This is a genomic window from Levilactobacillus fuyuanensis (assembly GCF_003946395.1).
Lineage (GTDB): Bacteria > Bacillota > Bacilli > Lactobacillales > Lactobacillaceae > Levilactobacillus > Levilactobacillus fuyuanensis.
Genome location: NZ_RHNZ01000004.1, coordinates 76,472 through 89,440, shown reverse-complemented (window position 1 = coordinate 89,440; position 12,969 = coordinate 76,472). Strand labels below are relative to the sequence as shown.

Sequence of the window (12,969 nt, the reverse complement as noted above, 5' to 3'; positions counted from 1 at the left end):
GAGTTTTGTCATGTTTACCGATCAAGCACACGCCGCAACATTGGCTTCGTGGACGGCCTCCAAGCACCACCCCTTCATCACGCAACTCTGTTCCGGCACCTTGCCACAAGAGACGTTTCGCTACTATCTGATTCAGGATCACTATTACCTGCAAGAGTTCGGTAAGATTCACGATCTCGCTGGCGGCCAGAGTACCGACCCCCGTGTCGCTAAACAGCTCCACGCCGGGGCTAAGCACTTGCGCCAGGGCGAGATTGCCGTACGCAAAACCTTCTTTGACCGCCTAAACATCACGGCGGCAGAGGTTGCCGCGACCCCCGTAGCGCCGACCGGTTACGCCTATACCAGTCACCTGTATCGCGCGTTGGCCACGGTTGGCCCGGCCGGTGCAGTGGCGGGCCTCTTACCCTGTTACTGGCTCTACGCCGAAATCGGTCAAGAGTTGGCCCAGGCAGGCTCACCAGTCCCTATCTATCAGGACTGGTTGGACACCTACGATGCCGATGACTACACCGGGATGATGGCGGACCAATTGGCCCTCGCCAACCACGTCGCCACTCCAGCCAACACGGCTACGTTACTCGACATTTTTGAAAAGAGTAGTTGGTATGAACTGAACTTCTGGCAAATGGCCCTCGACCATGAAAATTGGAATATTCCGGTCGTGGAGCCGTCAGATTTTTCAGCCGAAAATTAATGCGGTATACTAGAGACACCCTAAGAGAGAAAGTAGGTGTCGTCGATGAAACGAATTCGACAATTAACATTCTTGCAGTCTTTCGGTTACCTGGCTCTGGCGTTAGGTCTCATCATTGAGGTCTACGCGCTGTTTAACGGCTTGGGAACCCGGTTGTCCGGTGACGACATGTTCGGGGGTGCGGTGGTTCTGGCATTAGCCATCGCCTTCATCCACAGTAAGAATCTACCAGTCAACTTAACTTTAATTGCACTGAGTACGCTAGGTTTTGCATACTTTACGTTCATTCACACCCACGCCTGGTTCTGGACGGTTGTCCTAGCAGCGTTGGCCGCAGCATTCATGATCTACTTCTTCGGCCTACGCGGTGAGGTCCGCCGCAACCAGAGCGAGTGGTTTCACTTTTGATGGTTGAACACATACAGTCCGTATGGAGGAACCGTCGATCTGATTTTCATTTCAAGCTAGTAGAATATGATTAACGATAATCTTAGTCCGTCCACGGTGGCGGACTTTTTATTTAGGCCTCTTTTAAATCCGGAGTTATTTTAAGACGGTGAAATTGCAAATGGACATGAACCCGGCCACAACAGAATGCTAAATCCATGTGAGCCGTGAGGGCGGCGTAAATCAGCCCAGCTGTGGGAAAGTTCTTAGTGGCGGGTTTTGCCGCTTAGAACTTTGGTGTCTTTGAAACGCGTTCTCCAGCGGTCCAAAGCAAGGTCAGAGACCGCACTTTGGCTCTGGCCGTCCGCCCACGCGTCCCGGCTGATTTACGCCGCCCGGTAAGGCGCTGGCACATGCGATTTAGAAATTCAAACCAAAAAGAAACAGACTAACCGAAGTTAGCCTGTTTCCCCGCTTGATAAACTACAAGAGACTGTAGTCATGTAATCAATATGATTACCGATATTTAAGGATGGTACAGCCGGTTGCCCGGCCCCGGTGGCGGAGTGTTTCTCCGCAATTATTTAACGTGGATCTGTGAAACGTGGGTCTGCGTCATATTGACCGTTGCGGGCCGTGAACTGACGTGGGTCACGGTGCGCTTCCCCATGGTAAACCAGGAGAAGACACTAACAATGGCCAACAACACAACTGCCGTGGTCAAACTCGAAATTACATGTTTCAGATTCATCCTGTCACCTCATCGGTCTTTCTTACCGCTTAGCTTAAGCCAGCAACATCACAGAACCATGACAGGTTGACCAAATTACGTTAACAATTCCCGCACTAATCAACGATAATTGTTATATTGGATATAAGTTTACGCAATTTTTGCCTATTCATCAAGTAGAATACAAAAAAACTTGCAGATATCGAGGGTTATTTCACCGCTTTTGCAAAACTTTAGTATAATAAACGTAAGCAGTAATTTGGATTATCATTTGGAGGGATATTAATGAGTCAAGAATTAAATGATCTTGCTGAAGCAATCATCGCCTACCAAAAGAAATACGATAAAACTGATGGCGAAATGGCCTTTGGCTCTCGAATTTCAGTCGAAAAGTATCACGCAATCAAGTCGGGGGAACTCATACCGACGAGTGACGAGCAAAGTTCTCTGAAAAGTTTAATCGCCACGAAGCCAAATTAGCTGACTTAATCAGCCCGGTTTACAAAAACTGTTTTCAGATAATCACAATAAGTGCTCCAAATCAACTTTGGTTGGTTTGGAGCACTTTTTATCAACTTATTGAATTTGTTCCCAAGCCGTGCGATAGGCTGCGGCCGTATTATCATCAAATGCCACCAGCCGCACCGTTTGAATACTCGTCGTGTGGGCAAGTACCGTTGCAATCGTCTGGGTCGCTACGGCCGCCGCTTCTTCCAACGGATAGCCGTAAACGCCCGTACTGATTGACGGAAAATCCACCGTCTGACAATCGTGTTGCCCAGCCAGAGCGAGACTGTTGCGATAACACGCCGCCAACAGCTCCGCTTCGTGCTGATCACCGCCGTGCCAGACCGGCCCCGGCGTATGAATCACCCACGTTGCCGGGAGCTTAAATCCCGGAGTGATTCGTGCCTCACCGGTCGGGCAACCGTTAAAGGGCACACACGCCCGGAAGAGCTCTGGTCCAGCCGCACGATGGATTGCCCCATCAACGCCACCACCGCCTAGCAGCGTGGTATTTGCCGCATTAACGATGGCGTCCACGTGACTCTCCGTAATATCGCCATGAATTACCGTAAACTCTGCCATCTGATTACTCCTTTGACCACGGCCAGTGCCACCGCTTCTTGGCGGGTGCCTGACTGCTTTGATCACGTGCTTTCAGCCGCTTCATACCTTCTCGATAGGGATTAGCATATAGCGCCGATAGATTCAACTTTTGACTGTTCGCTGTGGCCTTAGGTGTCGGCCGAAACGGCCGCAGATCCGTGTGACAGTGCGGACATTCATCGTCCGCAGCCGTCACCGCGGCACCACAGTGGGGACAAAATTTCAAGTCTTCAGCCATGATTCCGCCTCCTACTTTGGTTGCTGTCGATGCTGCTGATTTTTCTGGCGGCGAACCACCGCATGATCAGCCTCACGGGCAGCCGCCTGCTGTTGTTCCTCTGCGCGCCGTTGCGCCGCTTCGGCCGCCTGCTTCGCGGCCAGTTGACGTTTGGCACGACTACGATAGCTCAAGAAACTCCACGCCCCGACTGCAATCAGGGCCAACGCAATCTGCACCGGCACGATTCCCCAGTCGGGCTGTTTGGCAACGAACAAATTATAAGCGATCAACAGTACCGACATGGCACCGACCACCGATAACGTATCGCGGAGCCAGCGCGGCATCTTCTTGGCTTTCATGGTCACAACTCCTTACAGGTCGCCTTCCACGCGCAACTGACGCTCTACCAGGTAGGCGTCCAAATACCCAAAGGCGATTTCATCAACATCACTGATACGATAGACCTTGCCGACCTGATCCAGTTGATTATCCTCGACTTCATGGAAGATAAACCGTTCGCCGCCGACCTGGCTGGGATATCCCAACAAGCCAGTGGTGTCGTGCATCTTCAACCGAATAATGGTGCGAAAGGCTGCCGCTTGGGTCAACCGTGCGCTGAACTGGTCAACGGTCGGATCGAACAACCGCTCGTCGTTTAAGACCGGTTGGATCTGATGCTGACGCGCTTTATTTAAGAGCGAGAACAACCGCATCGTCTGCAAGTAATCGGATTCGATGACGACCGCATGTAACTCGGTCAGTCGCATCACGGTATACCCACCGAATTGCCCGGTCATATCGATCAGGTTCATAATCACAGCATTTTCCGTGACTGCGTTGATCCGGCCGACAAAGAAGAGCTCCTTGTCGTGTGCTGGCACCAGGGCAACCAATGACTCCTGCCCGACCAACTTCCGTAGCGTTTCCGGAATAGCCTTAGCATCGGTCACCTCATTCGGTGCCACGTGCGATAACTTCCGCAGGTGTGGCGCCGCAATCCCTTGCAACGTTAACTCTTTGCCTTGAAATTCAATGACTTCAAGTTCAGATGGATTCAACGTAAAGACCGGTTGATCCGTATAATCAAATTTATTCAAAAGTTGGATGGTCACTTGATCCGCCACCACGCTGGTGACCAGGCCTTCATAGAAGTGCTCGTCACCCTTGACGACCATCATCACAACGAGATGGTCGACCCACGCATGACTCAAGACCTGCCGGCGCAAGTCGCGCTGACCGTCAAAGTTCATGGTCAGGCCACCGGCTTGGATAAACTGCTCCTCTTGAGCCGTCTGAATCCGAAAAGCCATGTTGTCCAAATCATCGCTTGAAAACTCAACTTCATCAATGACATCGACCGCAAGGAACACGGCGCCATCCGGCAATCCGAAATCATCAAACGTGGCGAGAATAATACCGGTATCGCTGACCGTCGTCACGTAGCCGGTGTACACGACTTCTTGGTTGGTTTGATACACGTTAACCAATATATGCTGAGCCAACGCCCGGTTTAAATCATTCATAATCGAATTCAACATGACGACCCCCTTTTTTATGGTTCTTTAACCTGGCTGTTGAAACACAGGCCAGGCTTATTTCTACTGTTCTGAAAATCTTATCATATCTGACTGAAAATAGCTCGTGAGCCGCCGCTAAATTTCGTTTAAGATACAGCAGTACTCAGATACTCCGCGAGACGGTCACCCTGTAGGCCCGCGCTGAGGCCAACTAACAGCTTGATCCGGGCCTTTTGCCCGTTCAAACCTTGGCAGAGCATCAAGCCCATCTTACGGAGCTCGATCCCGCCACCCTGATAGTCGTAAATGTCCTCGGCAACGCCATTATAACACCGTGAGACCAAGACTAACGGGATATGCCGGTCTAAGAGCCGTTGAATGGCTGGTAAGGTAACTGGCGGTAAATTCCCAGCCCCTAGACCTTCGATAACGATTCCGGCCGTCTGGTCACTGTTCAGGGCGTCAAACAAGCTGGCGTCCATCCCCGCGTAAGCCTTTAGTAAGTAGACGTGGTCCACCACGTGGTCGATGTCGCAGGTATCTTCGCGAATCAGCTGCTGGAAGTAGATTGGCTGCCCCTTAGCAACCAGACCGATAGGACCAAACGTGGGCGTGCGGAACGTGGCAACGTTCGTGGTATGTGTCTTAGTCACGTATCGTGCCGTGTGAATCTCATCGTTCATCACGACCATGACCCCATTGCCACGTGAGGCGTCGTCTGCGGCTACTTCAATAGCTGTCTGAAAGTTATACAAGCCATCGGACCCAACTTCGTTAGAGGAGCGCATAGCCCCTGTCACGACTACGGGAATGGTGCTGGGCAGGGTCAGGTCGAGGAAATAGGCTGTTTCTTCAAGGGTGTCGGTCCCGTGGGTGATAACCACGCCGTCGATACCCTCCTTTTCGCCCTGATTGATGCGCTCCTTGATCTTCAACATTTCAACCGGGGTCACATGGGGGGACGGCAGGTTGAAGAGTTCGTCGGTAATCAGCTCAACGCGTCCTTCCATAATGGTTTCTTGCTGGGCAATTGGATTCTGAGCGTTGGGAACAACCTCACCCTTTTCATTCTGGGACATCGAAATCGTCCCGCCCGTATGGATGGCTAAAATTTTCTTCACAACTGTCAACTTCTTTCTCAAAAAATTTTCTTTCCCACATTGTACCTTATTTGCTGTAGAATTTAGTTAGAATTAGGAGAGGATGTGTGGAAATATGCCAAAAAAAGATGAAAGCGCTAAACCCTACCGCCCTGGTGTGGTCGTCCATCCCAAGAAATATAGTAATTCCGGTGGCATGGCCGACTGGGGTCCGCTGTTAGAGTGGTTTGGCGGGCTTTTCAAGAAACTATGGCATCGGCATTAGAAAAGTCTACCGGGTGTTGTTTTTTTCATTTTCACGTGGTAAAGTTATCAACATTCCATTAAAAAAATAAAGTGATTGCCTATATAATGCCAAGATAAGGTTGGCGAGTTTCTACCCAGAGCCGTAAACTCTGGACTATAAGCAAATTGAGGACGAAACTCTTTTTGCCGATGAAAAGAGTTCGTCGGTAGAGTTTTCAGTAAGCCCCCTTTTTGCAAAGGGAGCTTTTTGTTTTCACCAACCTTGGCGGCGTATGGACATCACGAGAAGGAGGAACTTTTCTTGCAGTCCACTAAGTCCGCAACACCAGTCTCGTCATCAGAAAAAGGGTCCGCCTTACCCATGTGGCGCGCGGCCATTCTTGGTTTTCAGCATTTATTAGCCATGTATTCCGGTGACGTCATCGTTCCCTTACTGATCGGGGGCGCGCTTCATTTTAACGCCATGCAAATGGCCTACTTAATCAGTGCGGATATCTTCATGTGTGGGGTTGCAACCCTCTTACAGCTCAAACGAACACCGCTGACTGGAATCGGCCTGCCCGTCGTCCTCGGCTGTGCGGTCCAAGCCGTGACGCCACTGAGCGCCATCGGTAATCAATACGGCGTGGGCGTGATGTACGGGGCCATTATTAGTGCCGGTATCTTCATCTTTCTCAGCGCCGGGTGGTTCTCGAAGATTAAGAACTTCTTTCCACCCGTTGTGACCGGCTCACTCATCACGATTATCGGCTTTACACTGATTCCCGTGGGCTTTCAAGATCTCGGTGGTGGGGACGCCACGGCGAAGAACTTCGGTGATCCCAAGATGTTACTGGTCGGCTTTCTGACGATGGGCATCATTTTAGGACTCAACGCCTTTGCCAAGGGATTTCTCAAGTCACTGGCTATTCTGGCTGGTATCCTGATTGGAACCTTCATCGCGGCCGCCATGGGTATGGTTTCCCTGAAGGCCGTGGGTCAAGCCAGTTGGTTCCATCTACCACAATTCTTCTACTTCGGCACACCCAAGTTCGAATGGTCTTCCATTCTGACGATGATTCTGGTGTCGCTGACCACGATGGTCGAATCGACCGGGGTCTTCTTCGCCCTCGGTGAGATCACCGGCCGTAAGATTGGCGAAAAGGACTTGAAACGCGGCTACCGCGCTGAAGGTATCGCCGTGATTCTCGGTGGCCTCTTCAACACCTTCCCCTACTCCACTTTTTCTGAAAACGTGGGGGTCGTGCAATTATCTGGTGTCAAGACCCGTAAGCCGCTTTACTTCTCGGCATTGTTTCTCATGCTGCTAGGCTTACTACCTAAGATTGGCGCCCTCGCCACGGTCATCCCCGATGCCGTCCTCGGTGGCGCAATGATCGTCATGTTCGGGATGGTTGGGGTACAAGGCATTCGGATGCTGCAACAGGTTGACTTCAAGGATAACAACAACTTGTTGGTCTCCGCCATCTCCATTGGCTTGGGCTTAGGCGTCACCGTCTATCCCCAGATTTTCCAGGCCATGCCCCAATCGCTTCAGATCATCATGAACAACGGGGTCGTCATTGGCAGTTTCTCCGCGGTCATCTTAAATATTGTGTTCAACATGCGGCCACACCGGGCGGTAGCACCAGCCCAGGCACAGGTCAACACGACTGTCCAGCCGCAAGATCATAACTAACAGCTCCACGTTGTCTGTCTCTGTAGCCAGTAACCGGGGCCCTTTGCCCTGATTGCCGGCTATTTTTGTTCCCAATTTTTGATGATCAGGATTTGGTTGTAAACTAGATAATGTCAACCTTTCCGCCTACGGTTGCCAGGGATTCCGCCTGCTGTGGGGACCACCTGCAGCCAAAGTTCTGGCTTCCGGTTCGGTTTGAAACCTCGCAAAAATCCTGCGAGTTTCCAAACACGTCCCACGTTGTAAGACCGGGAAGAACCAATCGCCCGGCCTAACAGCGTCGACACGGCTGGCTACATCCCTGGCCTCCTTCGGCTAAGCAAACGATTTTCTACTTTTATAAGCGTCACATCTATCCTGACTGCCATAAATCGGCTAATCACCCCCCTATATATTCCATTAAAATCATTCCGAAAATATTCTAACCAAGTCCATTCCAAGTCAGCAAACCAATTAGTCGCTTACATCCATGTGAGCCGTGAGGGCCGGTGAAAATGGGCTCAGCTGTGGGAGTTCTCTTAGTGGCGGTCTATGCCGCTTAGAGAATTGGTGTCTTTGAAACTCGTCTTTCAGAGGTTCAAAGCAAACCCGGAGACCGCCCTTCGGCTCCGGGCGTCCGCCCTCAGCGGCACGGCCCATTTTCATCGGCCCGGTAAGGCGCAATTAATGTAAGCATACATTTTGGCTTGCGGGCGGGGGTTCGCGTATAATGTGAGTATTAACTTTGAAGAGGAGAACTGTGCATGCTAAGCATTCAACACATCAGCAAGCAATTCGACACCGTGAAAGCCCTAACCGACGTGAGCTTTGACGTACCCAATGGCCAGATCTTAGGATTGATCGGCCAGAACGGTGCGGGTAAGTCCACGACTTTTCACAGTATCCTAAACTTTATTAAATACGATGGCACCATCACCTGGCAGAGCCACCCCCTGTCGTCCGACGACTTCGATACGATTGGCTACCTGCCTGAAGAACGAAGCTTAATGACCAAACTGACCATTGAACAACAGATCGTTTACCTCGCCCGACTCAAGAATAAGTCAGCCAAGGATATCCGCCCACGCATCGATGACTGGCTGGGTCGCTTTGCCGTTAAAGGCACTCGCAAGAGCCGGATCAATGATCTGTCCAAAGGTAATCAGCAGAAGGTTCAGTTGATCTGTACCCTGATCCACCACCCCAAGTTGTTAATCTTAGACGAACCCTTCAGTGGTCTCGACCCCGTTAACGCCGACTTACTGAAGCAGGCGATATTAAACGCCCGTGACGACGGGGCCGCCATTATCTTTTCCAGCCATGACATGGAAAACGTTTCGGCCCTGTGCGACCACCTGGTCATGTTAAGAAAAGGCGAAATGGTGCTAAACGGGACGCTCAACGAAGTCCGTTCCCAATTCGGCAAGACCGAACTTTACGTCACGACGGACTGGTCGGCGACGCGGCTCACCACACTGCCCGGGGTGGCTGACGTGGAGACACGGCAACCCGGACAGTACCTCTTGCATTTGACTGATCCAGCCGTGGGCCCCGACATTTTTGCGGAGCTCACCCAGGGGCACTACATCGAGGAATTCAGTCAGCAGCCGCCAACCCTCGATGAGATTTTCCGGATGAAGGTAGGTGAAGACCATGCGTAAGACTTGGGTCGTCACCTTTGAAACCTACCTTCGTCAAATCAAGTCCTGGAGCTTCCTGTTCATGGTGCTCGGACCCTTCCTGATGATTGGTCTGACGATTGGGATCAGCTACCTGAGTGCCAACAGCGCCTCCAGTAGTAAACAAGTCGCCATCATTAGCACGTCACAACCCCTGCGCCGTGACTACATCAAGCAACAGGATAGCGGCCTCAATACCAAAATCACCACGGTCAGCGCGGCCAAGTCTGCGATGGGCAAGAATCATCTGGCGGGCTACCTGCTGCTCAGTGATAATCAGCAACAGATTCGTGCCGACTACCACGGCAGTAGCCAGATGAGTCGCGCGCTCAAGGCCCAAACGCAGAACTTTCTGAGTCGCTATCAACAAGCCCACAATTACCAGCAGGCGAAATTAACGACTAAACAGCAACGCTTGTTGGCCCGGACACCGGTTCTCCAGCAACACATCGAGAAAAAGGCCGGTACCGCCAACTTGGCTAAGACCATTTCCTTCTGGATTCTGGTCACGATGATCTACATCATCCTAATTACCTACTCGTCAATTGCCGCGCAGGAGATTGCTTCCGATAAGGGCACTAAGATTATGGAAATCATCTTCTCGAGTACCACGGCCACCAGCTACTTTGTCGGAAAAATCACTGGGATTCTGCTGGTCATCCTCACCCAGATTGTCATCTACCTCTTAGGTGGCTGGGCAGCGTTCCAATTCGCCATGAACAGTGCTTCCCTGAAGCCATTGATCACCCAGTATCAAAGCCTAATTGATGCGGTTCTTCACAACCTACTGAGTATCAACCTGGTCTACCTGTTCTTGGGTGTGATTATCTACACGATTCTCGCGGCATACAGTGGCGCGGTCGTGGCCAAGGCCGAGGACGCCTCCAAGGCGGCGCAACCGGTCGTCATGCTCGGCATGTTTGGCTTCTTCGCCACCTTCCCGTTCCAAAATAACATGGACGCCCTCTTGGTTAAAATTCTCTCGTACGTGCCTTTCTTCTCGTCATATTTCATGCCAATGCGAATCATTAATGGCACGGTCAACGGTTGGGAACAGACGATTTCACTGGTCGTGTTACTAGCTGCTATTGCCCTCTTCGCCGGGTACATCGGCAGTCAATATCAACGACTGATGCTGCAAACGGACAACCGCAGTTTCTGGCAACATCTGTTACACGGTTGGCGCCACCAGAGCTAATCTATGCTAGTCACTCGCATCCTCTATAATCACATTGCCCATTAACATTTTTAGCCAACGTGCTATACTTAATGGGTAAGTTTTGGGCCTTTAGCTCAGTTGGGAGAGCGCCTGCTTCGCATGTAGGAGGTCGTCGGTTCAAGCCCGATAAGGTCCATTGCGTGTTTCTTAGAGGAACAAATGACAAAATAACTGACTGTTAGCTCATCGGCTAGCAGCCAGTTATTTTTCTCTACTATAGTCTTCTACTCAGAGTATGTTTTTACTTTTCACCTATTCGCGTTACACTAATTGTGTACCATACATATATTAGGGGGTAGCTACATGATTAAATTATCGGGTAAAGGCGCCGTTCTTCTTACGACGCTAGGGTTATTCGCAGGGATTGGCCTTGGCCTTGCTACGGGGACCGCCACGGCACACGCATCAGGTAAGTATTTAGACTTGGGCCAGTCGGGGTATGTGCGTACTAAGAAGGCTATGTACGTTGGCATCTATCAAAAGCATGGCAACACCTATAAGCCACTGCTCAAGAAAAAGGGTGCCCTATTACGGGTTGCCGGTATATACCAGCCGACTGGTAAGGGCCCCATTAAAGTGTCTTTCACTTCTGGAGCAGTCAATTATAGTCGGCTGAGCAAGCTCAGATTCTCAGACGCAGCAACCATTCCGCTCACCAAGGCAAACTTTGAGAACGTTAAACTGAAGGCACCTCTCCGTGGAACTGTGCTACGAGCAGGCAAAGGGTTCAAAGAAGACAGCAAGTTTAATTACGGCAATAGTTCCGCATTCTACCTTACGCTGGATAATTATATTCAATATTATAGTAAATCAGCACTAATTAAGGATGATGCTCAGGGCGACATGGTTATTGATGGTGGAAACACCATGGATAACTACAAACCTACTGCGTCAGCTAAGATGATTAAGACAACCGTTAAGGGCAACACGACCACTGTTCAGTACAACAAGCGTATTAAGGGGATTCCCGGCAAAAAACTGAGCACCCACAAATATCAAATCAAAATTACCAATCTCAAAACACGCGGCGGTAAAAATTTTGCCGGGGAAACTCGGGGGAGTTGGACGAACTATACCGTTAATGCCAAGCCCTACTTTGAAGGCATGATGTATTTCGACTAGCTGCCACTCAAAAAGACTACTCATAATTGGGTAGTCTTTTTGAGTGGCATAACTAACCTAAGCAACAAAGGCTATTTTTTAAAATCTAATGACCACTTTTCCCTTTGGATGTCCATTCGTGACATAGTCTAATGCCTGATTAATATCAGCTAATTTGAATTCAGTTGGATCAACTGCCGGTTTAATATGATGTTTTTCGACAATTTTGGTAATCTTCTTCAGTTGTTCGCCATCGCTTCTAACGAAAATAAAGCGATAATCCGCCTTAAATTTTTTAGCCTTTCTATCAATGCTATGGCCCGCAACTGCGAATAAGGCCGTTTTCCAAAATGGCATATGATGGTCCTTAGCAAACTGGCCATTAGGCAGCATAATCAATGACAGCAATCTTCCGTTGGGTTTCAACACCTGTAGTTCATGATCAAGCTCCTTTTTACCAACTGTATCAATCACATAGTTTACGGGTTCCAGATGTTCCCAATAATTCTGCTCACGATAATCAAAGTATTGCTCTGCACCCATATCAAGCACTGATTGCTTTGATCGCGCATTCCCGCTAACCATGACTCTCAAGCCCATTTCTTTGGCAATCGGGATAGCCATTTGTCCAAACGAACCCGAACCACCGGGAATCATGACGCTTTCCCCTGGCTGAGCTCCTAATACTTCGGTGAAGCCTTGATACGCCGTTAATCCGGTTAAGGGCACCGCAGCACTGTGAACAAAGTCCAATGCCGTTGGCTTCATTGCCACCGCACGATAGTCGATTACGGCATACTCCGCAAAGGCCCCAATTTTATTTAAGGGTAAACGTGAATATACTTCGTCGCCAGCCTTGAACCCTATTACATTCTTCCCAACCGATTCGACGATACCTGACAATTCATTGCCCATCGTTACTGGTAATGAATATTTCTCCATTAACTTCACATAGCCAGTTCCAATTAATCTTTCCAACGGATTGACAGCAGCTGCCTTTACCCTAACCAATACTTCGTTATCAGTAGGCGTCGGTCTTGGGATATCCTTAACGACTAGTTTAAAATTCTTGTCATATTTCAATAATTGGGCAGCTTGCATCTTGTAGATTCTCCTTTTAAATGTGATCAGTTTTTTTAATTGCTATTATTTTATAATTGCTAGTTACAATTGTAAAGTAATGTTACTTTAGATTTTAGGTACCCTAATCGCCATAGCCATTTCTAACCGTAAATCAAAATAGAGAGCAAGCTGATTTCTCGGCTTACTCTCTATTTTTCTGCTGGCATCTTATACAATCATTCAT

Annotated in this window: 15 protein-coding genes, 1 tRNA gene and 1 riboswitch; of the genes, 9 read left to right on the top strand and 7 right to left on the bottom strand. The window is 49.7% G+C overall.

Annotation, left to right across the window (positions count from 1 at the left end; translation table 11 throughout):
* The first annotated feature begins 10 nt into the window (after positions 1–10).
* Positions 11–697 (top strand): thiaminase II, encoded by a 687-nt coding sequence (gene tenA, locus EKM73_RS02560; protein WP_125700427.1) that lies wholly within the window; start codon positions 11–13, stop codon positions 695–697.
* A gap of 45 nt (positions 698–742) precedes the next feature.
* Entirely contained in the window at positions 743–1,105 is a 363-nt protein-coding gene (locus EKM73_RS02555) for a hypothetical protein (protein ID WP_125700426.1), read from the top strand.
* Between the two features lie 559 nt (positions 1,106–1,664).
* On the opposite strand, the gene EKM73_RS12735 is transcribed toward EKM73_RS02555, so the two are convergent.
* Entirely contained in the window at positions 1,665–1,835 is a 171-nt protein-coding gene (locus EKM73_RS12735) for a hypothetical protein (RefSeq protein ID WP_164508831.1), read from the bottom strand.
* 264 nt (positions 1,836–2,099) lie between these two features.
* On the opposite strand from EKM73_RS12735, the gene EKM73_RS02550 reads away from it, so the two are divergent.
* A complete protein-coding gene (locus EKM73_RS02550; protein ID WP_125700425.1) occupies positions 2,100–2,294 on the top strand; it encodes an LBP_cg2779 family protein in 195 nt (64 codons plus the stop codon).
* Between the two features lie 96 nt (positions 2,295–2,390).
* Here the strand turns inward: EKM73_RS02550 and EKM73_RS02545 are convergent, their stop codons facing one another.
* The 5 genes from EKM73_RS02545 to EKM73_RS02525 form a co-directional block, all read right to left on the bottom strand.
* Entirely contained in the window at positions 2,391–2,903 is a 513-nt protein-coding gene (locus EKM73_RS02545; RefSeq protein ID WP_125700424.1) for an O-acetyl-ADP-ribose deacetylase, read from the bottom strand.
* A 4-nt stretch (positions 2,904–2,907) separates the two neighbouring features.
* Positions 2,908–3,162 (bottom strand): zinc ribbon domain-containing protein, encoded by a 255-nt coding sequence (locus tag EKM73_RS02540; protein ID WP_125700423.1) that lies wholly within the window; start codon positions 3,160–3,162, stop codon positions 2,908–2,910.
* Positions 3,163–3,173: 11 nt separating this feature from the next.
* Entirely contained in the window at positions 3,174–3,503 is a 330-nt protein-coding gene (locus EKM73_RS02535; RefSeq protein ID WP_125700422.1) for a hypothetical protein, read from the bottom strand.
* 12 nt (positions 3,504–3,515) lie between these two features.
* Entirely contained in the window at positions 3,516–4,682 is a 1,167-nt protein-coding gene (locus EKM73_RS02530) for a hypothetical protein (RefSeq protein WP_191988607.1), read from the bottom strand.
* A 125-nt stretch (positions 4,683–4,807) separates the two neighbouring features.
* Positions 4,808–5,791 carry an asparaginase gene (locus tag EKM73_RS02525; protein WP_318531126.1) on the bottom strand — a complete coding sequence of 328 codons (984 nt, stop codon included), beginning with the start codon at positions 5,789–5,791 and terminating at the stop codon, positions 4,808–4,810.
* An 85-nt stretch (positions 5,792–5,876) separates the two neighbouring features.
* Between EKM73_RS02525 and EKM73_RS12730 the strand changes: the two genes are divergently transcribed.
* From EKM73_RS12730 to EKM73_RS02495, 6 genes are all read left to right on the top strand, one after another.
* Entirely contained in the window at positions 5,877–6,026 is a 150-nt protein-coding gene (locus tag EKM73_RS12730) for a hypothetical protein (protein WP_164508830.1), read from the top strand.
* A gap of 59 nt (positions 6,027–6,085) precedes the next feature.
* Positions 6,086–6,184: riboswitch (purine riboswitch) on the top strand.
* Positions 6,185–6,368: 184 nt separating this feature from the next.
* A complete protein-coding gene (locus EKM73_RS02520) occupies positions 6,369–7,685 on the top strand; it encodes a nucleobase:cation symporter-2 family protein (RefSeq protein ID WP_125700520.1) in 1,317 nt (438 codons plus the stop codon).
* A gap of 743 nt (positions 7,686–8,428) precedes the next feature.
* Positions 8,429–9,325 carry an ABC transporter ATP-binding protein gene (locus EKM73_RS02510; RefSeq protein ID WP_125700420.1) on the top strand — a complete coding sequence of 299 codons (897 nt, stop codon included), beginning with the start codon at positions 8,429–8,431 and terminating at the stop codon, positions 9,323–9,325.
* Complete coding sequence (locus tag EKM73_RS02505) at positions 9,318–10,541, top strand: ABC transporter permease (protein WP_125700419.1); 1,224 nt, start codon at positions 9,318–9,320, stop codon at positions 10,539–10,541. Before EKM73_RS02510 ends, EKM73_RS02505 begins: the two co-directional genes overlap by 8 nt.
* A gap of 84 nt (positions 10,542–10,625) precedes the next feature.
* Positions 10,626–10,698: transfer RNA gene (locus EKM73_RS02500), tRNA-Ala, on the top strand.
* 167 nt (positions 10,699–10,865) lie between these two features.
* Positions 10,866–11,684, top strand: a complete 819-nt coding sequence (locus EKM73_RS02495; protein WP_125700418.1) for a hypothetical protein — start codon at positions 10,866–10,868, stop codon at positions 11,682–11,684.
* A 78-nt stretch (positions 11,685–11,762) separates the two neighbouring features.
* On the opposite strand, the gene EKM73_RS02490 is transcribed toward EKM73_RS02495, so the two are convergent.
* The gene (locus EKM73_RS02490; RefSeq protein WP_125700417.1) at positions 11,763–12,764 is read right to left on the bottom strand and encodes an NADP-dependent oxidoreductase; all 1,002 of its coding nucleotides are present in this window, start codon (positions 12,762–12,764) and stop codon (positions 11,763–11,765) included.
* Between the last annotated feature and the right edge of the window lie 205 nt (positions 12,765–12,969).

Bases quoted from the DNA above. Each gene is read 5' to 3' on its own strand.
- tenA (WP_125700427.1), top strand. From the start codon at position 11: ATGTTTACCGATCAAGCACACGCCGCAACATTGGCTTCGTGGACGGCC.
- EKM73_RS02555 (WP_125700426.1), top strand. From the start codon at position 743: ATGAAACGAATTCGACAATTAACATTCTTGCAGTCTTTCGGTTACCTG.
- EKM73_RS12735 (WP_164508831.1), bottom strand. From the start codon at position 1,835: ATGAATCTGAAACATGTAATTTCGAGTTTGACCACGGCAGTTGTGTTG.
- EKM73_RS02550 (WP_125700425.1), top strand. From the start codon at position 2,100: ATGAGTCAAGAATTAAATGATCTTGCTGAAGCAATCATCGCCTACCAA.
- EKM73_RS02545 (WP_125700424.1), bottom strand. From the start codon at position 2,903: ATGGCAGAGTTTACGGTAATTCATGGCGATATTACGGAGAGTCACGTG.
- EKM73_RS02540 (WP_125700423.1), bottom strand. From the start codon at position 3,162: ATGGCTGAAGACTTGAAATTTTGTCCCCACTGTGGTGCCGCGGTGACG.
- EKM73_RS02535 (WP_125700422.1), bottom strand. From the start codon at position 3,503: ATGAAAGCCAAGAAGATGCCGCGCTGGCTCCGCGATACGTTATCGGTG.
- EKM73_RS02530 (WP_191988607.1), bottom strand. From the start codon at position 4,682: ATGTTGAATTCGATTATGAATGATTTAAACCGGGCGTTGGCTCAGCAT.
- EKM73_RS12730 (WP_164508830.1), top strand. From the start codon at position 5,877: ATGCCAAAAAAAGATGAAAGCGCTAAACCCTACCGCCCTGGTGTGGTC.
- EKM73_RS02520 (WP_125700520.1), top strand. From the start codon at position 6,369: ATGTGGCGCGCGGCCATTCTTGGTTTTCAGCATTTATTAGCCATGTAT.
- EKM73_RS02510 (WP_125700420.1), top strand. From the start codon at position 8,429: ATGCTAAGCATTCAACACATCAGCAAGCAATTCGACACCGTGAAAGCC.
- EKM73_RS02505 (WP_125700419.1), top strand. From the start codon at position 9,318: ATGCGTAAGACTTGGGTCGTCACCTTTGAAACCTACCTTCGTCAAATC.
- EKM73_RS02495 (WP_125700418.1), top strand. From the start codon at position 10,866: ATGATTAAATTATCGGGTAAAGGCGCCGTTCTTCTTACGACGCTAGGG.
- EKM73_RS02490 (WP_125700417.1), bottom strand. From the start codon at position 12,764: ATGCAAGCTGCCCAATTATTGAAATATGACAAGAATTTTAAACTAGTC.